This is a genomic window from Rhodococcus sp. NPDC003383 (genome assembly GCF_053589115.1).
Map to the genome: position 1 here is coordinate 131,099 of NZ_JBSFRG010000013.1, position 19,517 is coordinate 150,615.

Here is a 19,517-nt window from a genome sequence, read left to right on the forward strand (position 1 = left end):
TTGTGACCTTGCCGCATCGAGCCGATGCCCGACCCGCACGACGGCTCTCGTCCCGAGAGTCCGCCCGCCGCCGAATCACACCGAAATCACTCCCCGAAAGGAACACCATGACCCGCCGTATCTCCCAGTCGATCACCCCCACCGCCGAGGATGTCGCTGCGCTGCGTGGACCGTTCATCGCCAAGGGCGCCAACGATCCGGTCATCGCCGCACTGCGCGAGTACTTCAAGGCATCGGTGCCTGCGTGGCTGCCCAAGCTCGACGAGAAGCAGGAACTGACCCGCGAACGCCTCGCCGAGATCCGCGAGGCCGGCGTCAAGCGCCGCGCGGTCATCGAAGCGCTGCCCGAGGGCAAGGCCCGCGAGCAGGCGTTGGCCGAGTTGGAGCAGACCGAGGCCGTCGTCGAGGACATGGACACCGCGCTGGCCGGCGCCGGTGCCTTCGGCGGGAACTGACGATGACGCCGACCGTGGAAATCGAGGCGACCTCCGCGACGACAGCGCGCGCACAACTCGCCGGTGCCGCCGTGCCGCCGATGGAACTGGCTGCAACCGAGGACAAGAACCTGGCGGCTGTCGTGCACGAGTTCGTGCGCACGATCGCAGTGGAGCAGCAGGCGGCCGTCGAGGTCGTCTATCGGACGGGCAAGGACACTCGCTTCCTCACGGTCGGCCCCGACGGCAAGCTCACCGAGAACGCCCCGAGCGTGCCCATCCCGGTCGCGGTGACCGATCCGGAACCGGCGCCCGCGGAGCCTGGCTCCCCGGCGCCGGCCGGACCGGTGACCGTGGCCGCCGAATCGATCCCCTACGAGGCGCCCGCACAGCCTGTTCAGGCGACTGCACGGCCCGCGCGGGCAGCAACCCCCACCGCGCGGTCTGTTCGGCCCACAGACGCGGCCACAGGCCCGATCGGGGCGTTGCCGGCACTGTCCGCACCGGGCGTGAATCCGGCAGCGAACCTGCCCGCCCGGATCGGGATGCGGGGCCGGCTCAATGCGATGCTCGGCCTCGCCTTGGCCCCGAAGGCGGACTCGCTCGAAATGCGGCTGCGCGACGCACAGGCAACGATCGCCGGCCCGCTGCCGGAGAGCGCCGTGATCACCTTCGTCAACCTCAAGGGCGGCGTCGGCAAGACCCCGATGTCGATCGCTCTGGCCGAGACCATCGCCGAGTACCGCGGCCCCGCCACGGCCGCGTGCCTGGACCTCGGCGAGATCGGCGGCAGTTTCTCCGATCGGGTCGCGGTCCCCCCGGCAGCAGGACACGACGCGGTGAGCTTGCTCGCGGATCTCGGCCAGGCACCGCACCAGGTGCGCCCGTCCACTCTCGCGCGCTACCTGACCCGCCAACCGAACGGCTCCTACGCCCTGGCAGGACCGGCCGGGGCCGAGGCGCCGTTGAGCTTCGACGATGCCGCCACGCTCGGGGCGATCCTCGAACGGCACTACGACCTGATGCTCGCGGACACCGGAAACTCCAGCCACTCCGGCAGCTGGCGGTGGGCGATCACCGCCGCACACACGGTTGTCGTGCCCGTTCCGCTGCGTCGCGACGCCGCCGTGGCCGCACAGCGCACCCTCACTGCGATCTCCGCGGTCCGCCCGGATGTGCTCGCGCGCACCGTTGTCGTCATCACCGACGGGCCGGGGGATGCGCCGATGGTCGAGACCGAGGCCGTCGAGGCGTTCACCGCGCTCGGGGTGTCGGTGTGCCGGATGCCCTTCGAGCCGGCCTTCGCGTCCGGGGAACGGATCGTGCTCTCCCAGCTGCGGCGCGAGACCTGCGATGCGTTGACCGTGCTCGCGGCGACCGTCACCCGGATCGGCAGTGGTGCCGCTGGTTGAGTCGTTGCCCCCGCTGCGCGGTGGGCCCTGTTTTCTTCACCTACTTTCACCGAGAGGTACAGATGAGCATCGACACCACTATCGGAAACCGCGCCGCGCGCCGCGCACAGGGGCGGCATCGCCGTCGGTCCGCAAAGACCACCGCGACGGCGCTGGCGGTGGCCTCCGCTGCGTTCGGGATGTCCGCGATGGTGGCGGGCCCGGCGTCGGCCGCGCCGATCCAGGGCGGGGTGACCGGCGGCACCACGCAGGAAGGTGTGACCAGCGGCGCGCAGACCGGCGGCACCACCGCGGCCGAGACGCCTGCGCCGAGCGCCGCGGAGCCGAAGGCCGACAGCAGCTTCTGGGTGGCGCCGCCGGCGCAGTACAACCAGGGCACGCGCGCCTACGACCCGCAGACCGGTGGCGGGGTGACCGTCGTGGACTACTCCACCGACTACTCCACCGACTACTCCGGGGGTGGCGGCTACAGCGCCTATACCGACATGGAGGAGGCGACGCCGGCTGTGGACTGGAGCCGGCTGCACGCCCCGACCCCGGTGCTCGAACCGACCGTGCCGATCCAGGCACCCAAAGACAAGATGCGCATGGGCCGCGTGGTGTTCGAACAGCCCAACTGGGTCTCCGACATCGACGCCGAACGCACCAACAACACCACCGCGGTGATCGAAGCTCAGGTCACCGATGCGTGGCGCTCGGTCGGCCTCGAGACCACCGAAGCCGAACGCATCGCCTCGGCGCAGGTCGCCGGCACCGCCCTGGGTGCCGGCACCGGCGCGGCCACCGGGTGCGCAGCGGTCGGTGTCCCGACCAGCCTCGTCGTCGGCACGGTCGCCGGCATCGGCGGCGCACTCGCTGGGACGATGGTGCCCCTGCCGATCCCCGGCGCTGCTCCGGTCACCAGCGGCGTCGCCGCGACGGCGCTCGGTGCGGCCGGTGGCCTGGGCGTCGGGTGCGCGATCGGCGGCGGTATCGGCGCCGGTCTCGGTGGTGCCGCCGGTTTCGCTGCCGGCACGGCCTACGGCGCCGGTGAGGACGCCACGCCGATCGAGGCGGAGGTCCCCGACGTCGAGGCCGACGCCGTCGAGCAGCAGGTCGATGCCACGCTCGAACAGTGGTCGCAGGACCCGATCGGTCAGGTCGTCGTCGACGCTGTGCAGACGTTCACCACCGAGACAGCCCCGGCGATCGACACGCAGGTCCGCGATGTCGTGCAGGCACAGCCGGGCGGCGAGCAGATCGTCGAGCAGGTCGACCAGACCCTCGAGACGTTCTTTGGCGACGCCACCCCGGGCCTGGCCGGAAACCTCATCTCCAACGCCATCGGCGACGGAATCACCCAGTTCGGTATCTGAGTCGAGAAGAAAGTGGGCAGCATCATGAGGAAGCCGAACATCACACGGAGGACCCCTCGCCATCCCGCGGTGGTCGACCTTCTCGGTGGTGCGCCCACCTCACCCGCGGCGATGTCGTCGACCCTGACCGCTTCGGCGGCATCGGGGCCGGCGGCGTCGCCGCGCGGCGAGCGCGGCCGGTGGCGACCCGGCCGCACCGCCGCTGTCGCCGCGGCGGCGGTGGCCGTGGTGGTGGCCGGGGCGATTACCGTCGGCCAGCTCACCGCAGACCACAGCGCCGCCGAGCCGGCCCCGTCGGCGGACATCGAGGACCCGGCCAGCGACAACGGCCTCCCGGTGCTGAATCTGCCGGCCGAACCCGAGCCGGCGGCCGCCGCTGATCCGGAGGCGACCAGCGAATGCCGCGCCGATCGCGGTGACCAGCGCAGCGGACCGGGCGTGATCGCCGCGTTCAACTACGCGTACTACAACCGCCGCGACGCCGCCGCCGCGCGGGCCTTGGCCACCCCGACCTCGACGGTCACGCCCGCCCCGGAGTTGCAGACCTTCATCGACAAGCTCCCGCAGGGCACCAACTACTGCCTGCGCACCGTGGAGCTGTCGGAGGGGGTGTTCCTCGTCGACCTGTCGGTCATGCGTCCCGATATGCCGGTCGAGCGCGGCACCCAGACCGTGACCACCGCGAAGATCGACGGCCGCTGGTACGTCGACGTGTTCAAGTGACCGGCCCCCGCCGCCGACACTGCTGCCTTGAAAGGATCACCCGGAGATGTTTGTGACCGACCAGATGCGCCGCGCGCCGCTCGCGGGGGTGGTCCTCGCGAGCGGGCTTGCCGTGTTGACCGGCTGTGGCGACGCGCCGCGCGATGCTGCGGCAGTGTCCACCTCGTTCAGTGGCCGGGTCGTCACCGGTACCAGCACCGATCTGGGCAGCATCGTCCTCGGCTGGGGAGATACGCACTCCGGCACCGAGATCACCACGCCTCGACCGGACGATGTCACCGCACGCTGCACCGGCCGCGGCGATGACCTGGCCGTCGAGATCACCGCTCCGCACGGGTGGACGATCCGCGCCGCATACGGCTCACCGGTGCTGACGGTGGGCAACACCGACCAGCAGCTCGAGGCCGCCGAGCTCGACACCACCACCGCGTTGATCGCTGCGCCCGTGCCGGTGGACTGGTCCGAACCCGACCAGCTCGACATCGCCGCGGCCGTCGACGGCCCGGACGAGTGGAGCAGCGAGCACAGCGGCCGGGTGTATGTCTCGGTGCACGTCGACTGCCGCTGAGCAGGGGACATCGCCCTCCCGCTTGCCGCAACGGCACTTTAAAAGTATCTTTAAAGTATGTCTGTGCGTGAGGTCCCGTTCTCGGATATCCAGAACAAAGGAAAGTCGACGTTGTCCGAGTGGCAGCGCTCCGGCGCACGGCCACTCCGGGTGACTCGCCGCGACGCCGAGGATCTGGTCCTGATGACCGCGGTGCGCGCGGATCAGGAACGTGAGGTTCTCACGGCCGCGACGGCCATGGTCGGCGCTTTGCTGCACTCGGACAATCGCGAGTTGATCCGCACGGTCGTCGAAGCGGCATTTCCGTGGGTGAGCTACCTGTCGAGTGAGGAGGCAGCCGACTTCGTCGACGAACTGGTCGCGTCGCTGAGAGCCGGTTCGTCGCTGGACAATCCGGCTCCGGTGGCATGCACGATCGAGACGTGGCGCCATACCGCAGAGGTGTATGCCGATCCGGAACTCGCTCGTATCCTGTCGACGCCGTCCGAGGGTGACTTCGGGGCCGTCCCGGCACCGGAGCTGTGAGCCCGAAACGCGGCGATCGGGTCGCGCCGCCGGCTGCCGGGTCGCTGTGGGATTTGAGATTTGCCACCAGTGAAGCCGCGAAAGGCTGGGACGAGCTGTGCCGGCAGGCTGCGGCGAACACGTTGGTCGCGTACGAGGAGATGCGTCACCGCGCGGTTGAGCAGGAACCGACGACGCGCCATCACCAGTTGAAGGGCAGACTCGCAACCGGGGTGCACAACGGAGTCGAAATGCCGCAGTGGCAGTACGAGGTCACTTCCGGCGGGCGGATTTGGTACTTGTTGGACATCGAGCGGCGCACTGTATGGCTGAAGTACGCAGGTACGGCGCACCCCAAGCAGACCGAATGACCTTTCTGCGCGGGGGCGTGCTGTTCATGCATGTGACGCCGGCAGGAGGTGCGCCGTGACGACGACGATGCCGAACCCTGATGAGCAGCTCCTCGCGGATCTGGGCCGGGAGAAGGCCCGCGAAACGGCCGCACACATCGCCTACCTGCGGCATCTGCGGCAGCTCCATGAGCGGGGTTTCACTCGGGTGCGCCTGGCCGAGATCGTCGGTGTGAGCCAGCCGACGATCAGCGACATGCTGCGCCGCGCCCGCATCGATGCTCCCGATCTGCGGCCCGGTACACACGGGGGGCACCGCGTACGAGATCGCCGTCCGGTACGCCGCCGGCGAGATCCCGCGCGCCACGATGATGCGGGAGTTGGCCGACTGGGTGTACGAACGCCCCGCCGAGCCCAGCCCCGTCGCGTGGGCCGACGACGGAAACCCTGCCGTGGAGGGAAGTGTCACCCTGCAGGTCGGACGGGCCCTGCGGGACGGGTTCCTCACCGGCGAGGACTACGACGCGCTCCTCGACGCGTTGGCGGAGCACTGACCTGTACGCACACCCGCCGAGATCAATGCCTGCCGTAGGTGATCGGGAAATTAGACGGGGCTGCGTCGATCCGACGGTGCAGGTGCCCTTCGATCTGGTGGGCGAGGACGTTGCGGGATCAGCCGTGCTCGGCGGCCTGGGTGGCATATCAGGTGCGTTCGCGGGCGTCGGTCAGGTTGTCCAACTTCCGCGGTGACATGGACCCACGGAAGTTGTGCAACAGGCTGTTGCACTATTTCCTGGGGCCACGCCTCGGCGAAGGGCCGCATGTAGAACAAGTTGCGTCGGGACAAGCCGCTCGCTCTCGACCTTCTGTGTCCTGCGGACTATTCGGCGGTGTCGGCGGTGTCGGCGCTGGTGGTGCGCCGGCGTGGCTTGCGCAGGTCGGTGCGTGCGCCGCGTCCTGGCCGGTTGCGGGCCCATTCGACGATCTCGCTGCGCTTCCACAGTGGGGTGTTGCCGATCTTCTCGACCGGTTTGGGGGCGTGGCCGCGGTGGACGTAGGCGTGGAAGGTCACCGGCTTGATTTCGTCGCCGGTTTCTTCTTTGAGTAGGTCGACGCACTGCTGGGCGGTGAGTCGGTTCGGGTTGGCCATTGCGGGGTCCGTGCCTTTCGTCTCTCGGGTAGGCGATCGTGGTGTGCCTGTCGGGTGGTGTCGCAAACTTTACATACCTTGCTTGTGTCGTTGAAGTGTGCGCCGGGCGAAGACCGACCGTTCCGGGTTGCAACAATACAAATCACTATTGTAAGGTTAGTCCCGGAAGATGCACCACGGGAAGGAAACCGGAATGTCGATTATCGCCACCATTGCAGCCGTATCCCTTGCCGCACTGCTCATCTGGAAGATCGGTGCACCGTGCGCCCGCTTCGTCGGTGTCCTCATGGTCGCCCTCGCCCTGATGTCGATCGTCGCCGGTGACCCGGTCTCGACCCGCCTGCCGATGCTCGCCACCGGTGCGCTGCTGTGGCTGGCCGGACACTTGTTGTCCGCCTACAAGACCCGCCAGTGGTCCTCGCGCCTGGCCGAGAACATCGTGACCCGCACCCCGTTGCGCTATCTCGATCCGGTCCGTGGCTACGAGCACCGCCATGCACGCCGCCCTGTCACGGGCAGCACGCCGGAGTCGACCCCCGACCGGATTCAGCCCCCGGTCGACGACTTCGCGCAGTGGGAGCGGGAACTGACCGCCGACACCGCTCCCACCGTCCCGGCCCTGCCTGTCCGCCCCGTGGCCAAACGCGTCCCCGTCCGTCCGGCCGGACCCTCGCGCGGCGTCGTGTACGGCAAGCGCGCAGCCAAGATCGCGGGCAACCTCGCCGTCCGCAAGGTGCCCGGTGCTCGCGCCGTGCGCTCGGCCTGGCGGTTCGTGCGCTGATCCACCACTGCGCCCCCTCCGACCTGCACACCCTCCCCTGAGAAAGGACGGACCGCCCATGTCCGCACTGACCATCACCCACACTCACGCCGAGGGCACTCTCATCGATGGCACGAGCCGTGGCGACGGCTCCGCCGAGATCCTGAAGACTCAGCGCTGGCGTTGGTCCCGGAACCTCGGGTCCTGGTACATCCCGCAGTCGCGGGATCGCCGCGCCAAGCGCACCCAGATCAACGCGACGGCCGCCGCGCTGCGCGCAGCCGGTTTCACCGTCGACGTCGACATCGACGACACCTACCGGCCCACCGCCGACGTCGAAGCCGACAAGATCGCCCGCCAGGCCGCCCGCGTCGATGCGCTCGATGCCAAGGCCGACCGCAAGGCCGGCACTGCCGAGGCCGCGTGGGCCGCAGACCAGGCCGCACATGATGCGCTGCCCGAGGGCGGCGAACCGATCAAAGTCGGCCACCACAGCGAGACCCGGCACCGCCGCGCGGTGGAGAAGTCGTGGAACGCGCTCGGCAAGGCCGTGGCAGCCGAACGTGAGGCCGCAACCGCGCGGGGGCGCGTCGATGCCGCCGCCAAGACCACCGATCGTCGCTATGCACCGGTCACGGTCGCGCGGCGGATCGACAAGCTCACCGCCGAGCTGCGCCGCCTCGAACGTGACCGCGACGGATACACCCGGACCCTGCACACCAACAAGCAGACCGGCCAGAAGTACGTCGAGACCCACGAGGCTGCGAGCGGGGACTACCGCGAGCGGGTACTCGCCGAGATCGAGCACATCGCCGACGAGCTCGCCTACTGGGAAGGCGTGCGCGCACACCAGATCGACGCAGGCACCGCGACCGCCTACAGCCGGGACGTCGTCGCGGCCGGGGACCGCGTCTTCTACGTCGGGCACTTCCACCGTGTCCTCAAGGTCAATGCGAAGACGGTGACCATCGGCTCGATCGTCGGAGGTTCGTGGACAGATCGCGTCCCCTACAGCGAGATCCGCGGGCTGCGTGACGGCGATGGGAACGGGGTGCGCATCGTCGACGGCGCGCGGGTGGTCGACACCGGCACCGACACCGGGCCTGACGCTGCCTGAACTGCTGCTTCCCGGGGCGCTCGGACAGCCCGAGCGCCCCGACCTTGCGACCTGGACACGATGGGAGACCACATGACCAAGACCCTCACCAACCGGCACGGCGACGAGATCGCCGTCGGGCAGCTGTGGACGGACGATCCGCGCCGCACCACCGTGCGGACGCTGCGCATCGACGACCTCGTTCGCGAGGGGAACCTGGGTTCGCGCGCGGTGTGCACCGTCATCCGCTCGCACGACACCGAGACCGGGCAGGTCACCGAACCCGGGAGGGTGGTGTCGATCAACATCGACAGCCTGCACACCACCGCATCGGGTCGGGGCTACCGGCTCGAAGTCGACGCCGAGCTGGCCCCAGGCGTGTAACCGCTTCAACGCCCGAAAATGCCCGTGACCTGCTGTGACGACACGTCCCGTCAGGTCGCCGGCGCTGGCCATTTCGGGGCAGGGGGTGGCCGTTCGCGCCCTGGAACACCCGCACACAGGGGCCGCGGTGGCCGATACAGCCCTGTGACCAGCGCAGACGGCATGTCCCACGGTGACAACCGGCCCCGCTGGCGAGGTCGAAATGCGTCCCCGCTGCGGCGCGGTGTTGCTCGCCGATCATGATCGAGACCGAGGAGGTGCAATGCCGTTACAGATACGCACGCCGCGCGCGTGGGCGAATGCCGTGCTCGCGGACGGTGCGGCCTGCATCGTCGATGTGGAAACCAGCGGGCTGGACGGGTCGATCATCGAGATCGCCGTGATCGACGCCGCGACCGGTGAGGTGCTGCTCGACACGCTCGTGGACTGCTCACCGGTCGAGATCGAGCCTGGAGCGGTCGAAGTGCACGGACTGACTGCTACGGATCTGGCCGGTGCACCGCGCTGGTCGGAGGTCTTCCCTGAGCTCGCGGCGGCAACGAAGAACCGTGTGGTGCTCGCTTATAACGCGAAGTTTGACCGGGGCCGGGTGCTGCACGACTGTCGACGGGAGGGTATCGATCCGGCGCATCTGGCCGAGCCGGCCCGCTGGCAGTGCGTGATGGCCCGCCGTTGCGAAGCGCTCGGATTGGGACTCGACGGCCGTCTGCGGCTCGGCGGTGGCCATCGCGCGCTCGCCGATGTGCGCGCGACCCGCGCGGTGCTTCGGATGCTCGCCGATGGGCGACCCGATACCGAGGGGTCTGCTGCCTTGGCGATCCGTGCCAGGGAGGAAGTTCGAGAGGTGGCCGTCGACAGTCGATCACCCGGACGACGTCTGCATAGATGACACGTCCCGCCGGGTGGCCGGCGGTCAAGGCCGGGTGTGGGGAAGCGTTCCCTGCGCCCGGCATTTTGTTGTCGGTTTTCTGGTTCTCGAAAGATGCGTTGATCTGCGGTGACGGTACGTCCCGGAGGGATGCGAGCGGGGGGAGTGACGGCCAAGGGGTTGCAACAATACAAATGATATTTGTATAGTAACTCCTGTCCGGAACGCCGAACGAAGGAGAAGGAAATGTCGAATACCCCTGTTGCAGAACTCATCACCGTCACCATCACCGGAACTCCGGTGCGCACCGAGGTCGCCGAAATCCTCGAGTACCGAACCGACTTCTTCGGCGGCCGGGTCGCCGACGTGCGCCTGGCCGACGGCACCATCGCCCGGCACGTCGATGCTCTCGACATCGAGGTGGGCGTCGCCGCGCGCGCCGCCGCCTGATGTGCCTGCCGATCTCGAATCCACACTCCAGTACAGGAGAACGCCCATGACTGCACCGGCTACCGCACTGCCCACCGGTTTCGCCACCGAGGTCGACGGAGCCGCCGCGCTCATTGTCGGCGGCGTCCAAAGCTTCCCGCGTCATCCGCAGCGTGGCGCGCTGGCGCAGCCGTTCGCGGGTGCGCAGAGTTCGGCTTCGGAGGTCGGGGTGATCGGCGTGCCGCTGTACGCGCTGGTCGCGGTCGACTGGGCAATCGAGGTGGCCACCATTGAGCGGGACGGCCGCACTCGCACGGTGTTCACCACGGGTTGGCTGGGCGCTCCGCGCGGGGTCACCTGGTATCTGCACCCGGCCGTCCATGACGCCGAGCGCGGGCTGTACCTGCTCGATGCTTCGGAACGGTTCGCTGCATCGGCATCGGCGGTCGAGATCCCTGCTGCGGTGGCCCGCGCGGCGCGGTCCTGGGGGTTGGGTGCTGTTCCGGAGCGGGTGCGTGTCCACAACTTTCCGCTGTGATGCGCGTAGGCGCAGGTCACGGGCTCGTTCGCATTTGAGGTTGTCATATGACAACCAACGATGTAGTATTAAGTTGTCGTATGGCAACGGAAGGTGGAGGATGGACAAGTACAAGGGGATCGACAAGGACACCCGCAAGATCCTCAAGGCGGTCGAGGAGGCAGGTTTCGTGGTTCGCCGAGCCAAGAGCCACCTGATGGTCTACAAGGACGACGCGCTGATCACGACGTTCTCGGCCACCGCGAGCGATCCGCGGGCGTTCCGAAACGGTCTCGCCCCGCTCAAACGCGCGGGATTTCAGTGGCCACCGCGTCGCTGACGATCAAGGGCCGGGGGTGCTGATATCACCCCCGGCCCGACCCCATTGTCCACCACCGACCGAACCGATCCGCACCCGAGAGGAATACCTACCGTGACCGCACAGTCCTACAACGTCATCGCCGAACTCGACACCGAGTTCGGACCGGAGAACGCCGAGCAGCTACTCGACCCCATCGCGGACTACAGCGGCGCGGCCGGACGCTCCGAACTCGGCCACGCCGAGGTGATCTTCACCGTCCCGGCCGAGTCGGTACGGCAGGCCAACTCCACCGCGCTGGCGATCCTCAAGACCTACCCGTGGCCGCTGCGCTCGGTGCGCGTGCTGCTCACCGCCGACTACGACCGCCTGCTCGACGGCGTGGATCTGCCGCCGCTGCTGTCGGTGCAGGAGGCCGCCGACCGGCTCGGAATCAGCCGCCAGGCCGTGATCAAGGCGATCTCCACCCAGCGGCTGCCCGCCGTCCGTGTCGGCGGCACCTGGATCGTGCGGGAATCGTCTGTGCGCGCCCTCTCCCAGCGCAGCGCGTGAGCGCCACCCTGTTGGTCGAACGTGGCCTTCTCGAGGACAATTCGCGTCCCCGGGCACGCTGTCGTGCCCGGCTCACCGCTCGACCTCCGCCACAGAACCGACAAGGACCTCCATGCCCACCTCACCGCTCGTCCTCCCGGGAGATCGCCAGTGCCCGGTGCTCATCCACGTCCCGCACGCCTCCCGCGTCATTCCGCCCGAGATCCGTGCCGACCTGATCCCCACCGACGTCGAGCTGGGCGCCGAACTCGACGAATCCACCGACACCGCCACCGACGAGATCGCGGCGGCCGCGCGACGCCACAGCCGCCTGCGGCCGACCGCCGTGGTCAACACACTCTCGCGGCTGGTGATCGATCCGGAACGGTTCACCGACGCCGACGAGCCGGCCACCGCGTTCGGCCGGGGCGCGGTCTACACCCGCACCTGCACCGGCGCACCGCTGCGCGCCGAACCGTATCCCCGCACCGCCGAGCTGATCGATACCTATTTCCGTCCCTACGCCGACGCGGTCACCGCCGCCGTCGACGACCGTCTGTGCACGTGCGGTCGAGCGGTGCTCATCGACCTGCACTCCTACCCCGCCACCCCGTCCGGTTTCGAGGACCCGAGCGCCGCGCGCCCCGCGCTGTGTATCGGCACCGACCGGGTACACACCCCGCCCTGGCTGACCGAGGCCGTCCGTGGCGCATTCGCGTCCCTGACCGAGATCGACCGGATCGGCGAGAACACACCGTACGCAGGAAGTTACGTGCCGCTGCGTCACTACGGCCGCGACGAGCGCGTGATCTCGGTGATGATCGAACTGCGCCGCGACGTCTACCTCACCGACCCGCGCACCCCCGACCCCGCGCGCGTCGACCGGCTCGGTCGCGCCCTCGCTACCGTGATCGATCAGGTCGCCGCGCAGGTGGCCGCGAATGTGTAAACCCAAACCCGGCCCGCGCTGCACCCCGCACATGCGCGCCCGTCTCGAGCAGGTCACCGCGCGCGTCGCGACGGCCCGCGCTCGGCTGGCCGAGTATCCGACGCACACGCGGGTGCAACGCCGCCTCGCCGCCGCCGAAGCCGATTACGCGCAGACCCTGGCGTTGTACGACTCCACTCCGGGCGGCCAGGACGACCTGCGTGCCGCGATCGAGGCCGCGACCGACCCGCACGACCGAGACGCGCTGACCGTACGTCTGCGGGGCGCTGAAAGGCTCAGAGCCGAACAGGTCGACGCGCTGCGCCGTGCCCGGACAGAACACACCGATGAGGAAGGAACCGACGATGAGCAACGAGGAACCGATGACGCAGGAGCGGCGCGAAGCGTTCTGGAGGACGTTCGGCTGGAGTCCGGACCTTCCGGAAGCCGAGCGGAAGCAGATCGAGGATCGGTGGACCGATCCGAAGATCGAGGAGGCCGAAGCCCTCGGCTTCTGATCAACGGCCGGCAGATCACCCCGGTCGCGACGCACACCCTATCTGACTCCGTGCGCGTGAAGCTCGAGTCCCGTGGGTTGTCTGCGCCGCCACTGCACGAGCTCGCACCGGACGATTGCGGTCTGTACCGCGAGCAGATGCTCGAGCTGACCCGTAAGAATCCGCACGCGGCGTCGGTGTACGTCTACGACGAGGACGAATACCGGACCATGCGGCTGCTGGTGACCGACGACGGCAAGGCCGGTGTCGCGCTCAAAGGCGACGAGATCGTGTCGGTGTTCGCGCACAAGGACTGCGCACACCCGCGCGCGGCCCGCGCCATGCTCCGGCACGCCACCGCGCTCGGCGGGCACCGGCTGGACTGCTTCGACACCGTGCTTCCGGACCTGTACGCCGATGCCGGGTTCGTGCCTGTGGCACGACTGAGGTGGAACGACGACTACGCCCCCGACGGTTGGGACTACGAGACCTTCCGCGCGTTCAATAACGGCCGCCCCGATGTGGTGTTCATGGCCTACGACCCCAACTGTGTTGACGGCAAGTACACGCCCGGGGCGGGGGAGTACGTCGAGGACTACGACGACGGCATCGCTCGCGCGCAGCGGTACCGGCCGAGTTGATCGGCGCGGCGTGCTGTGGCTCGAATCCGTCCCCGCAACCGAGTGTGTCGGTTGCGGGACGTGCCATTTGCCCTCCGACCTGGGCAGATGGCACGTCCCGCGGCGCGTGTGCGGACCTTCGGGGAACCGGCAACCTCGCACGGTTGACACATTACAAACAATATTTGTATTGTTGGGGTGCGCCGCCCGGTGCGGCGAGAGTTCGCAGGCGAGTAGTTCGCCCACCTTCGGTCGGCGCGTGAATCCCCAGATCCGAGCAGCATTTCCGCAGATCCAACGATGCAAAACATGTTTGTTTTGTACTCGATCGTGACGTGACCATTTCGGCAACGTCCTGACGACGGGAGCCCGACAGTGACCCTCACACCTCCGCAGTGGACCACCCCCACCGACTACCGCAGCCTGATGCGCCTGCGCCTGCGCCGCGCCCTGCCCGCCCCGATCCTCCACAAAGCTCTCGGCACGCTCTTCGAGGACATCGACCTGCACACCCTCGCCGTGCGCGGAACCCACCTCGCCCGCCGCGCCCCCGCCGACACCGCCGCCGCCGCCGCAGAGCTGGCCGCCATCGCCCGCGTCCTGGCCGAGGTGGTCGCCTCGCCGAGCGCCGCCCGCGTCACAACCACCATCGCCGCGCTACGCACCCGTATCGGCCACACCCACCGCAACGGCTTCGAGCTGCTGATGTTCGCCTACCGCGACCTGCTCGACGACCCCTGCGCTCGGCACTACGGCGCCGACGCCCAGGCAGCCGCACCCGCACACCCCCACGACACCCACTGGAACGAGGCAGCCGCATCATGAGCATCGACTACGCAGCACTGCGGGCACAGGTTTTCGCCGCTGCCCGCGAAGGCCGCGCCACCTACCTGCCCGCCGGGGCACGTGCAAACCCCACGGCACAGGTCTTCATCGACGGCGAATACATCGGGCAGGCAAGCACGGTCGCGCACTACGTCCGCACCGACCACGACAACCCGGCCTCGGTGTACGCGGAAACCGTTCTGCTGCCCGGCCGCGACCACCAGATCCCGGACCGCCTCAAGATCCCGAAGCACTGAGGCCGACGTCGAGGCTCTCCGGCGACCCGGCACCACCGAATCTCCGACGAAAGGACCATCACCATGACCAACCCCACCGCCGCAGCGCCCGAGCCGTACCTGTGGGGCGGCGAACGCGCCGCCGCCCACGGCGCGCACTACATCGAAGAGACCGTGCGCGTGTACCTCATGCGCGACCTGGCCGGTACCGAAACCTGGGTCATCGACCCCACCTGTTTCGGTGACGCGCTTCCCTCGGAGTACGACGAGCCGCAGAACTCCGAATGCCGGTGCGAGACCCCCGACGAGTGCGCCGACATCGTCGACCGGATGGACAAGGTCGGCCTCCCGGACGGCGAGGACCTGATGTTCATGCTCGCCGCCGCGCTCGGCTACACGCTCACCAAGACCGACGCCTGAGCGGAGCAGGCCGGGACGCGCAGCGCGGCCCGGCTGTGCGGCATGTGCTCATACGACCGACGACAAGGACCTGCCCGATGAACTCTCCCGACCTGTTCTCCACCACGCGCACGATCGCCGATCTTGCCGCTGTGCGCGACGCTCACGCCCCGATTGCTCTGGACCCTGCCACCGACATGGCCCCGGACCACACGAGCGCCACACGGGCGCTTTCGGCGCTGTGGGCGCTGGTGCCGTACGCCGAGCGCACCGGAGCGACCCCTGACGACCTTGAGTCGGTCCTGGCCGACCTGACCGCTGATCTTCGTCACCTGGCGGACCGGCTCGGCACCGACTGGCACGAGATCACGCGCCGCGCGGATGGCTACTACGGCGACGAAACCGATGGCACCGATCAGGGGCCGGCCCCCGCCCGCCGTCCGGCGGCTCCCGAGCTGGAGGTCATCGTCGTGCGCGATCCCGACGGCCCGTCCGTGATCGAGGCGTTCCTCGACGGCGTGCCCGTCCGGCCCACCGAGTACGTCATCGACGCCGGGGCAGGCTGGCACTGGAACGACTGGACCGAGGCACGCGATGCGAATCTGGCGACAGCCTCGCCCGCTACCCGCGCCGCGCTGCTGAGCCACTACGACAACCCGCCCGGTGGGCAGTACGTCGAAGACCGCGACGACGCCCCGTGGATCGATTCCGTCCCTGCGCCTGCCGCTACCGTCGACGGAACGGCGCAGTGACCACGATGGCGTACCTGACCCGTCGCGCGTTCCCCTCGTCCGCCGATCGCTATCGAGCCCTGCTCGCCAGTCGCGCAACAGTCGCCGAAGTGCCGGACTACCTGCGGATCTTCGACTCGATCGGCATCACCACTGTGGCCGCGCGAGCGGTGCGCTTGGCGACCCGTCAGGCCCGAGGGACCGCCGAGGAGGTGGCCACCATCGAGATGCTCGACCGCCGCACCGGCGAGATCGTCGGGCACCGGGTAGGAGCGGAGTTGTACGCGGCGGCAACAGTGCTCGGCGAATACCTGCGGCTGCCTGCCACCGATCAGTTCGTGACGGACATGGCCGATGTGCTCGCCCGCGAGCGGCGCTACGAGCTGCGTACCGACGTCGAAATGGTGATGCTCACCTACCGGCTGCTGCTGCTCGATCCCGGCGGGAGCGCAGAGAACATCCTGTGAGCTGCGACGACGGCACGTCCCGCCGGGCACGTCCTGCGGCTGGATCGGGTGGTGCGAAAAAAGCCGCTCCCCGGGCTTGACACGATACAAATTAGATTTGTATAGTTAGGGGGTCCCCAACGAGAGGAAGAATCATGGAGAACACCATCGAGCAGGCCCGCACCCGCTACGCCGCTGCGATCAAGGGTGGCGACGACGCCGAGTTCATCGCCGCGAAGTCCGCGCTGATCGCCGCGACCACCGGCACCGTCGTGACCACCGAACAGGCCGCCTACATCTGAGCGGCCCCGCGAAGAACCCCACCGGCTGATATCCGGTGGGGTTCTTCCATTTCCAGCCCCTACCAGCGAAAAGGCGACACGACACCGACGCTGGGCCTCGATCCCATCGACTATCCCGCCTTCAACGTCCCCGGCCTGGCCGGGAACATTCCCGGCGCAAACCTGTTCGACACCGTGCGGCACTGCCGCCAGATGATCACCTGGGGTGAACTCGTCAAGGCCGAGCCGCTGTGGACTCCGAGCCCGATCTGTGGGTGGCCCTGCGTGAGCCGCCCGCCGCCTGAGGCTCGACCGCGAACACGAGAAACCCGCCTTTACCTGCAACGATGGCGCGTCCCGGCGAGAGGGCCGGCACTTCGCCTCGATGGGGCCGACCGCGCCGATCCCCGCCCTGACCTGCGTCGACGCCACGTCCCGCACGGCGCGCGGGGTCCGTGCGATGCCGATGTCCGCCACGGTCCCCGGCTTGAACTATGCAAAACAAATATGTAAAGTAACGGGTGTTGGAAGCGTGACTGACCAGCCCGAATAACCCCGCCGAATCAGGCGGAGACAAGGAGTTCACTGTGGACAAGATGGTGACGGCAGTGCGGGTCGATGTGGATGGTACTGCGGCGGTGATCGAGCTGGCGGGCACCGAGGAACGGGGAGTCGGTGCGGCCCTGCGCGCGGCGCTGGATTGCCGGATGTTCGATGTGGTGCGGATCGGTCCGGGTCTGGACATGTGGATCGACGAAGAGGGCCTGTTGGTGGGGGAGCCGGTGGTCAATCGTGTGGCGACCCTGATTGCAAAGGCCCACGGCTTCGTCTGGCAGCGGTATGTGGGTGCGGTGGTGTTCACCTCGGTGGACGACGAGGGGGAGACGCAGAGCCTGCGTGAGGGGCAGGTGGAGGCGTTGTTGACGACGGCGCGTCTCGGTGGTGCGGTCGTGGTGGATGCGACGGTCGACGAGGCGGAGGTGGGTGCGTGATGCGTTCGGTGGTGATCGAGTGGATCGAGGTGTCGTCGCACCGTGCAGTGGTGAATGTGCCCGGCGATTTCGATCCGGAGGTCGTGGATCTGGGTGATGCGCTGGGTTCGCTCGAGGATGACGGTTTTCTGGGGGTGGTGCGGGAGGGGATTGTGGTGCGGTTTCTGGATGCGCCTGATCCGGCGGCTGAAGAGTTGTTGGGACTGATGCATGATCGGGTGACAGATACGGTCACGCAGCCTGTGCGGCTGGTGTGGTCATGATTGCCTCGAACTCGACGGGCGTCAACCGGCCGAGTCGGAGCTGACGGCGCCGGCGGTGGTAGGTGCATTCGATCCAGGTGACGATCGCGATGCGTAACTGCTCGCGAGTGACCCAACGTTGCCGGTCGAGTACGTTCTTCTGGAGTAGCGCAAAGAAGGATTCCATGGCGGCGTTGTCGCCGGCCGCCCCGACCCGGCCCATCGACCCGACCAGGTCGTGGCGACCGAGGGTGCGGACGAATTTCCGGCTGCGGAATTGCGAGCCGCGATCGGAGTGGACCACGCATCCGGCGACCGAGTCTCGCCGTGCTACTGCGGATTCGAGGGCGGCTACGGCGAGGCGGGACTTCATCCGATCGCTGATGGAGTAGCCGACGATGCGGTTCGAGTAGACGTCCTTGATCGCACACAGGTAGAGCTTGCCTTCGTCGGTGCGGTGTTCGGTGATGTCGGTGAGCCACAATTGGTTCGGCTCGTCCGCGGTGAAGAGACGCCCGACGAGATCGTCGTGGACCGGTGGCCCGGAACGGCCATTTTTCGAGCCGCGTTTCTTTCCGAAGGAGCTCCACCATTTGTTGGTCGAGCAGATCCGCCAGGCTGTGCGGTCCGACATCGATTCACCCGCATCGCGGGCTTCGTCGGCGAGGAACCGGTAGCCGAATTCCGGGTCTTCGCGGTGGGCGTCGAACAGGGCGTTCGCCCGATAGGCCTCCTCGAGCTCGGCATCGGTGACCGGGTGCTCGAGCCACCGGTAGTAGGGCTGGCGGGAGAGCTTGAGGACCCGGCACGACACCGCGACGGGGATCCCGTCCGCGGCCAGCTCTTTCACGAGCGGGTAGAGCCTTTTCCCGGAAGATTCGCCTGAGACAAGTAGGCGGCGGCCCGGCGCAGCACTTCGTTCTCCTGCTCGAGCAACCGGATGCGTTTGCGCGCTTCACGCAGCTCAGCGTTCTCGCCGGCAGTGGAACCAGATGTGATGCCGTCCTCGATGTCGGCCTTTCGCATCCAGTTGGTCAGGCAGGATTCGCTGATTCCGAAGTCCGCGGCGATCTGCCGCAGGTGCTGGCCTGGTTCGCGGTTGCGGGCCACGCGCAGGACGTCGTCGCGGAACTCTTTGGGGTAGGGCTTGGGCACGGGGGGGCCATCCTTCCAGCAGTGCCTCACGGCACCACAGTTCAGATGTCACCTCTTCCTACATCAGTCCCGTTCGGTTGTTGATGGGGTGGGGGGCCGGGTCGTGTGTGGCGGTCCGGCCTTCTGCCGTGTTGGCGGTGGTGGTGTCGTGGTTTCGGTGCGTCCCTCGGCTGGTGTGATGGCATGTCCCGGTGTGGGGCCGGTGGTGGTGCCGGCGGGTGTGGGTGGGGTCGGTGTAGGGGGTGTGTGGTGTGGTGGGGGCGCGGTGGGGTGCTGTTTTCGGCGTGTTTGTGAAATGTGTTGTGGCGCAATGCTTGTTGTGAATCATGTTGTTGTGCAAGGTTTCACTGCTGTAATGCGCATCGCGAGTCTGCGATATCGGGTTATGTCCATGCTGTGTAACTGAATTGGTGATTGGGAGCGTTTCGTGTCGTCTGGTGCAGACTTCGGGTGTGGGGTATGATGGGAGCATGATGTCGGGAGGGGGAGTCAGCAGCGCGGCGGTGGTGTGCGCAGCGCGTCCCGGTCTGTCGAGGCTTTCCGGTGTGGGATGTGAGATGACGATGAAAAACGTTGGTAAGCAGGAAATTTCGCTGTCGAGCGGAGCGCAGCGACGCGGGCGACGGCAACGTGACTGGACTCCCGCCGAGCCGCGCAGCGGCTCCCGAGCGGGGAGCGCAGCGACCCGCCCGTTCCCCGGCGCGGAGCGCCGGGGGGAGCGCCGCGGTGCACGGTGCGGCCGCCGGTTTTCAGGCGCGACATGCC

The 19,517-nt window shown here is 68.1% G+C and carries 30 protein-coding genes; 27 read left to right on the forward strand and 3 right to left on the reverse strand.

What is annotated here, in order from left to right:
- The first annotated feature begins 107 nt into the window (after positions 1 to 107).
- From ACWDTS_RS13960 to ACWDTS_RS13995, 8 genes are all read left to right on the forward strand, one after another.
- Positions 108 to 455, forward strand: coding sequence for a hypothetical protein (locus ACWDTS_RS13960; protein WP_012476952.1), 348 nt, complete (start codon positions 108 to 110; stop codon positions 453 to 455).
- A 2-nt stretch (positions 456 to 457) separates the two neighbouring features.
- Positions 458 to 1,846, forward strand: a complete 1,389-nt coding sequence (locus tag ACWDTS_RS13965; RefSeq protein ID WP_450118403.1) for a ParA family protein — start codon at positions 458 to 460, stop codon at positions 1,844 to 1,846.
- Between the two features lie 62 nt (positions 1,847 to 1,908).
- On the forward strand, positions 1,909 to 3,201 hold the full coding sequence (locus ACWDTS_RS13970) for an insoluble domain protein (RefSeq protein ID WP_450118404.1): 1,293 nt from the start codon (positions 1,909 to 1,911) through the stop codon (positions 3,199 to 3,201).
- Between the two features lie 69 nt (positions 3,202 to 3,270).
- A complete protein-coding gene (locus tag ACWDTS_RS13975; protein ID WP_450118405.1) occupies positions 3,271 to 3,924 on the forward strand; it encodes a hypothetical protein in 654 nt (217 codons plus the stop codon).
- A gap of 46 nt (positions 3,925 to 3,970) precedes the next feature.
- Positions 3,971 to 4,492 (forward strand): hypothetical protein, encoded by a 522-nt coding sequence (locus tag ACWDTS_RS13980; protein ID WP_450118406.1) that lies wholly within the window; start codon positions 3,971 to 3,973, stop codon positions 4,490 to 4,492.
- A gap of 63 nt (positions 4,493 to 4,555) precedes the next feature.
- Entirely contained in the window at positions 4,556 to 5,017 is a 462-nt protein-coding gene (locus tag ACWDTS_RS13985; RefSeq protein WP_217580656.1) for a hypothetical protein, read from the forward strand.
- Positions 5,014 to 5,367, forward strand: a complete 354-nt coding sequence (locus ACWDTS_RS13990) for a hypothetical protein (protein ID WP_217580512.1) — start codon at positions 5,014 to 5,016, stop codon at positions 5,365 to 5,367. The genes ACWDTS_RS13985 and ACWDTS_RS13990 overlap by 4 nt, the downstream gene beginning before the upstream one ends.
- 257 nt (positions 5,368 to 5,624) lie before the next feature.
- On the forward strand, positions 5,625 to 5,900 hold the full coding sequence (locus ACWDTS_RS13995; protein WP_450118407.1) for a hypothetical protein: 276 nt from the start codon (positions 5,625 to 5,627) through the stop codon (positions 5,898 to 5,900).
- Positions 5,901 to 5,950: 50 nt separating this feature from the next.
- Here the strand turns inward: ACWDTS_RS13995 and ACWDTS_RS14000 are convergent, their stop codons facing one another.
- The gene (locus ACWDTS_RS14000) at positions 5,951 to 6,169 is read right to left on the reverse strand and encodes a hypothetical protein (RefSeq protein ID WP_450118408.1); all 219 of its coding nucleotides are present in this window, start codon (positions 6,167 to 6,169) and stop codon (positions 5,951 to 5,953) included.
- A 57-nt stretch (positions 6,170 to 6,226) separates the two neighbouring features.
- Positions 6,227 to 6,496: a helix-turn-helix transcriptional regulator gene (locus tag ACWDTS_RS14005; protein WP_450118409.1), complete on the reverse strand. Its 270-nt coding sequence runs from the start codon at positions 6,494 to 6,496 to the stop codon at positions 6,227 to 6,229.
- A gap of 193 nt (positions 6,497 to 6,689) precedes the next feature.
- Between ACWDTS_RS14005 and ACWDTS_RS14010 the strand changes: the two genes are divergently transcribed.
- From ACWDTS_RS14010 to ACWDTS_RS14100, 19 genes are all read left to right on the forward strand, one after another.
- Complete coding sequence (locus ACWDTS_RS14010) at positions 6,690 to 7,277, forward strand: hypothetical protein (protein WP_450118410.1); 588 nt, start codon at positions 6,690 to 6,692, stop codon at positions 7,275 to 7,277.
- A 58-nt stretch (positions 7,278 to 7,335) separates the two neighbouring features.
- The gene (locus ACWDTS_RS14015; protein ID WP_450118411.1) at positions 7,336 to 8,373 is read left to right on the forward strand and encodes a DUF3560 domain-containing protein; all 1,038 of its coding nucleotides are present in this window, start codon (positions 7,336 to 7,338) and stop codon (positions 8,371 to 8,373) included.
- A 72-nt stretch (positions 8,374 to 8,445) separates the two neighbouring features.
- The gene (locus ACWDTS_RS14020; protein ID WP_450118412.1) at positions 8,446 to 8,736 is read left to right on the forward strand and encodes a hypothetical protein; all 291 of its coding nucleotides are present in this window, start codon (positions 8,446 to 8,448) and stop codon (positions 8,734 to 8,736) included.
- Between the two features lie 172 nt (positions 8,737 to 8,908).
- Positions 8,909 to 9,625, forward strand: coding sequence for a 3'-5' exonuclease (locus tag ACWDTS_RS14025; RefSeq protein WP_450118413.1), 717 nt, complete (start codon positions 8,909 to 8,911; stop codon positions 9,623 to 9,625).
- Positions 9,626 to 9,850: 225 nt separating this feature from the next.
- Positions 9,851 to 10,054, forward strand: coding sequence for a hypothetical protein (locus tag ACWDTS_RS14030; RefSeq protein WP_450118414.1), 204 nt, complete (start codon positions 9,851 to 9,853; stop codon positions 10,052 to 10,054).
- Between the two features lie 46 nt (positions 10,055 to 10,100).
- On the forward strand, positions 10,101 to 10,571 hold the full coding sequence (locus ACWDTS_RS14035; RefSeq protein WP_450118415.1) for a hypothetical protein: 471 nt from the start codon (positions 10,101 to 10,103) through the stop codon (positions 10,569 to 10,571).
- Between the two features lie 100 nt (positions 10,572 to 10,671).
- Positions 10,672 to 10,890, forward strand: coding sequence for a hypothetical protein (locus tag ACWDTS_RS14040; protein ID WP_024100336.1), 219 nt, complete (start codon positions 10,672 to 10,674; stop codon positions 10,888 to 10,890).
- A gap of 93 nt (positions 10,891 to 10,983) precedes the next feature.
- Positions 10,984 to 11,421, forward strand: coding sequence for a helix-turn-helix domain-containing protein (locus ACWDTS_RS14045; protein ID WP_450118416.1), 438 nt, complete (start codon positions 10,984 to 10,986; stop codon positions 11,419 to 11,421).
- 112 nt (positions 11,422 to 11,533) lie between these two features.
- The gene (locus tag ACWDTS_RS14050) at positions 11,534 to 12,349 is read left to right on the forward strand and encodes an N-formylglutamate amidohydrolase (protein ID WP_450118417.1); all 816 of its coding nucleotides are present in this window, start codon (positions 11,534 to 11,536) and stop codon (positions 12,347 to 12,349) included.
- A gap of 344 nt (positions 12,350 to 12,693) precedes the next feature.
- Positions 12,694 to 12,846: a hypothetical protein gene (locus ACWDTS_RS14055; protein ID WP_254584554.1), complete on the forward strand. Its 153-nt coding sequence runs from the start codon at positions 12,694 to 12,696 to the stop codon at positions 12,844 to 12,846.
- Between the two features lie 56 nt (positions 12,847 to 12,902).
- Positions 12,903 to 13,466, forward strand: coding sequence for a hypothetical protein (locus ACWDTS_RS14060; protein ID WP_450118418.1), 564 nt, complete (start codon positions 12,903 to 12,905; stop codon positions 13,464 to 13,466).
- A gap of 354 nt (positions 13,467 to 13,820) precedes the next feature.
- The gene (locus ACWDTS_RS14065; protein ID WP_450118419.1) at positions 13,821 to 14,270 is read left to right on the forward strand and encodes a hypothetical protein; all 450 of its coding nucleotides are present in this window, start codon (positions 13,821 to 13,823) and stop codon (positions 14,268 to 14,270) included.
- The gene (locus tag ACWDTS_RS14070; protein WP_450118420.1) at positions 14,267 to 14,527 is read left to right on the forward strand and encodes a hypothetical protein; all 261 of its coding nucleotides are present in this window, start codon (positions 14,267 to 14,269) and stop codon (positions 14,525 to 14,527) included. The genes ACWDTS_RS14065 and ACWDTS_RS14070 overlap by 4 nt, the downstream gene beginning before the upstream one ends.
- Positions 14,528 to 14,590: 63 nt before the next feature.
- Entirely contained in the window at positions 14,591 to 14,926 is a 336-nt protein-coding gene (locus ACWDTS_RS14075) for a hypothetical protein (protein ID WP_450118421.1), read from the forward strand.
- Between the two features lie 77 nt (positions 14,927 to 15,003).
- The gene (locus ACWDTS_RS14080; RefSeq protein WP_450118422.1) at positions 15,004 to 15,657 is read left to right on the forward strand and encodes a hypothetical protein; all 654 of its coding nucleotides are present in this window, start codon (positions 15,004 to 15,006) and stop codon (positions 15,655 to 15,657) included.
- The gene (locus tag ACWDTS_RS14085) at positions 15,654 to 16,103 is read left to right on the forward strand and encodes a hypothetical protein (protein ID WP_450118423.1); all 450 of its coding nucleotides are present in this window, start codon (positions 15,654 to 15,656) and stop codon (positions 16,101 to 16,103) included. The genes ACWDTS_RS14080 and ACWDTS_RS14085 overlap by 4 nt, the downstream gene beginning before the upstream one ends.
- A gap of 134 nt (positions 16,104 to 16,237) precedes the next feature.
- Positions 16,238 to 16,384, forward strand: a complete 147-nt coding sequence (locus ACWDTS_RS14090; RefSeq protein ID WP_450118424.1) for a hypothetical protein — start codon at positions 16,238 to 16,240, stop codon at positions 16,382 to 16,384.
- A gap of 575 nt (positions 16,385 to 16,959) precedes the next feature.
- Entirely contained in the window at positions 16,960 to 17,355 is a 396-nt protein-coding gene (locus ACWDTS_RS14095; RefSeq protein WP_450118433.1) for a DUF3846 domain-containing protein, read from the forward strand.
- Positions 17,352 to 17,618 (forward strand): hypothetical protein, encoded by a 267-nt coding sequence (locus ACWDTS_RS14100; RefSeq protein ID WP_450118425.1) that lies wholly within the window; start codon positions 17,352 to 17,354, stop codon positions 17,616 to 17,618. The genes ACWDTS_RS14095 and ACWDTS_RS14100 overlap by 4 nt, the downstream gene beginning before the upstream one ends.
- Here ACWDTS_RS14100 and ACWDTS_RS14105 read toward each other — a convergent pair.
- Positions 17,587 to 18,752, reverse strand: a protein-coding gene (locus tag ACWDTS_RS14105; RefSeq protein WP_450118426.1) for an IS3 family transposase whose coding sequence is annotated in 2 segments (ribosomal slippage) — positions 17,587 to 18,477 and positions 18,480 to 18,752 — 1,164 coding nt in all. Because the reading frame shifts where the segments join, the coding sequence is not laid out codon by codon here. The two genes, ACWDTS_RS14100 and ACWDTS_RS14105, sit on opposite strands and share 32 nt — an antisense overlap.
- Positions 18,753 to 19,517 lie beyond the last annotated feature (765 nt).

What these genes read in the sequence shown, in the direction of transcription:
- ACWDTS_RS13960 (WP_012476952.1), top strand. Translation starts at nt 108, where the DNA reads ATGACCCGCCGTATCTCCCAGTCGATCACCCCCACCGCCGAGGATGTC.
- ACWDTS_RS13965 (WP_450118403.1), top strand. Translation starts at nt 458, where the DNA reads ATGACGCCGACCGTGGAAATCGAGGCGACCTCCGCGACGACAGCGCGC.
- ACWDTS_RS13970 (WP_450118404.1), top strand. Translation starts at nt 1,909, where the DNA reads ATGAGCATCGACACCACTATCGGAAACCGCGCCGCGCGCCGCGCACAG.
- ACWDTS_RS13980 (WP_450118406.1), top strand. Translation starts at nt 3,971, where the DNA reads ATGTTTGTGACCGACCAGATGCGCCGCGCGCCGCTCGCGGGGGTGGTC.
- ACWDTS_RS13995 (WP_450118407.1), top strand. Translation starts at nt 5,625, where the DNA reads ATGCTCCCGATCTGCGGCCCGGTACACACGGGGGGCACCGCGTACGAG.
- ACWDTS_RS14000 (WP_450118408.1), bottom strand. Translation starts at nt 6,169, where the DNA reads ATGCGGCCCTTCGCCGAGGCGTGGCCCCAGGAAATAGTGCAACAGCCT.
- ACWDTS_RS14005 (WP_450118409.1), bottom strand. Translation starts at nt 6,496, where the DNA reads ATGGCCAACCCGAACCGACTCACCGCCCAGCAGTGCGTCGACCTACTC.
- ACWDTS_RS14010 (WP_450118410.1), top strand. Translation starts at nt 6,690, where the DNA reads ATGTCGATTATCGCCACCATTGCAGCCGTATCCCTTGCCGCACTGCTC.
- ACWDTS_RS14015 (WP_450118411.1), top strand. Translation starts at nt 7,336, where the DNA reads ATGTCCGCACTGACCATCACCCACACTCACGCCGAGGGCACTCTCATC.
- ACWDTS_RS14020 (WP_450118412.1), top strand. Translation starts at nt 8,446, where the DNA reads ATGACCAAGACCCTCACCAACCGGCACGGCGACGAGATCGCCGTCGGG.
- ACWDTS_RS14030 (WP_450118414.1), top strand. Translation starts at nt 9,851, where the DNA reads ATGTCGAATACCCCTGTTGCAGAACTCATCACCGTCACCATCACCGGA.
- ACWDTS_RS14035 (WP_450118415.1), top strand. Translation starts at nt 10,101, where the DNA reads ATGACTGCACCGGCTACCGCACTGCCCACCGGTTTCGCCACCGAGGTC.
- ACWDTS_RS14040 (WP_024100336.1), top strand. Translation starts at nt 10,672, where the DNA reads ATGGACAAGTACAAGGGGATCGACAAGGACACCCGCAAGATCCTCAAG.
- ACWDTS_RS14050 (WP_450118417.1), top strand. Translation starts at nt 11,534, where the DNA reads ATGCCCACCTCACCGCTCGTCCTCCCGGGAGATCGCCAGTGCCCGGTG.
- ACWDTS_RS14055 (WP_254584554.1), top strand. Translation starts at nt 12,694, where the DNA reads ATGAGCAACGAGGAACCGATGACGCAGGAGCGGCGCGAAGCGTTCTGG.
- ACWDTS_RS14070 (WP_450118420.1), top strand. Translation starts at nt 14,267, where the DNA reads ATGAGCATCGACTACGCAGCACTGCGGGCACAGGTTTTCGCCGCTGCC.
- ACWDTS_RS14075 (WP_450118421.1), top strand. Translation starts at nt 14,591, where the DNA reads ATGACCAACCCCACCGCCGCAGCGCCCGAGCCGTACCTGTGGGGCGGC.
- ACWDTS_RS14080 (WP_450118422.1), top strand. Translation starts at nt 15,004, where the DNA reads ATGAACTCTCCCGACCTGTTCTCCACCACGCGCACGATCGCCGATCTT.
- ACWDTS_RS14090 (WP_450118424.1), top strand. Translation starts at nt 16,238, where the DNA reads ATGGAGAACACCATCGAGCAGGCCCGCACCCGCTACGCCGCTGCGATC.
- ACWDTS_RS14095 (WP_450118433.1), top strand. Translation starts at nt 16,960, where the DNA reads ATGGTGACGGCAGTGCGGGTCGATGTGGATGGTACTGCGGCGGTGATC.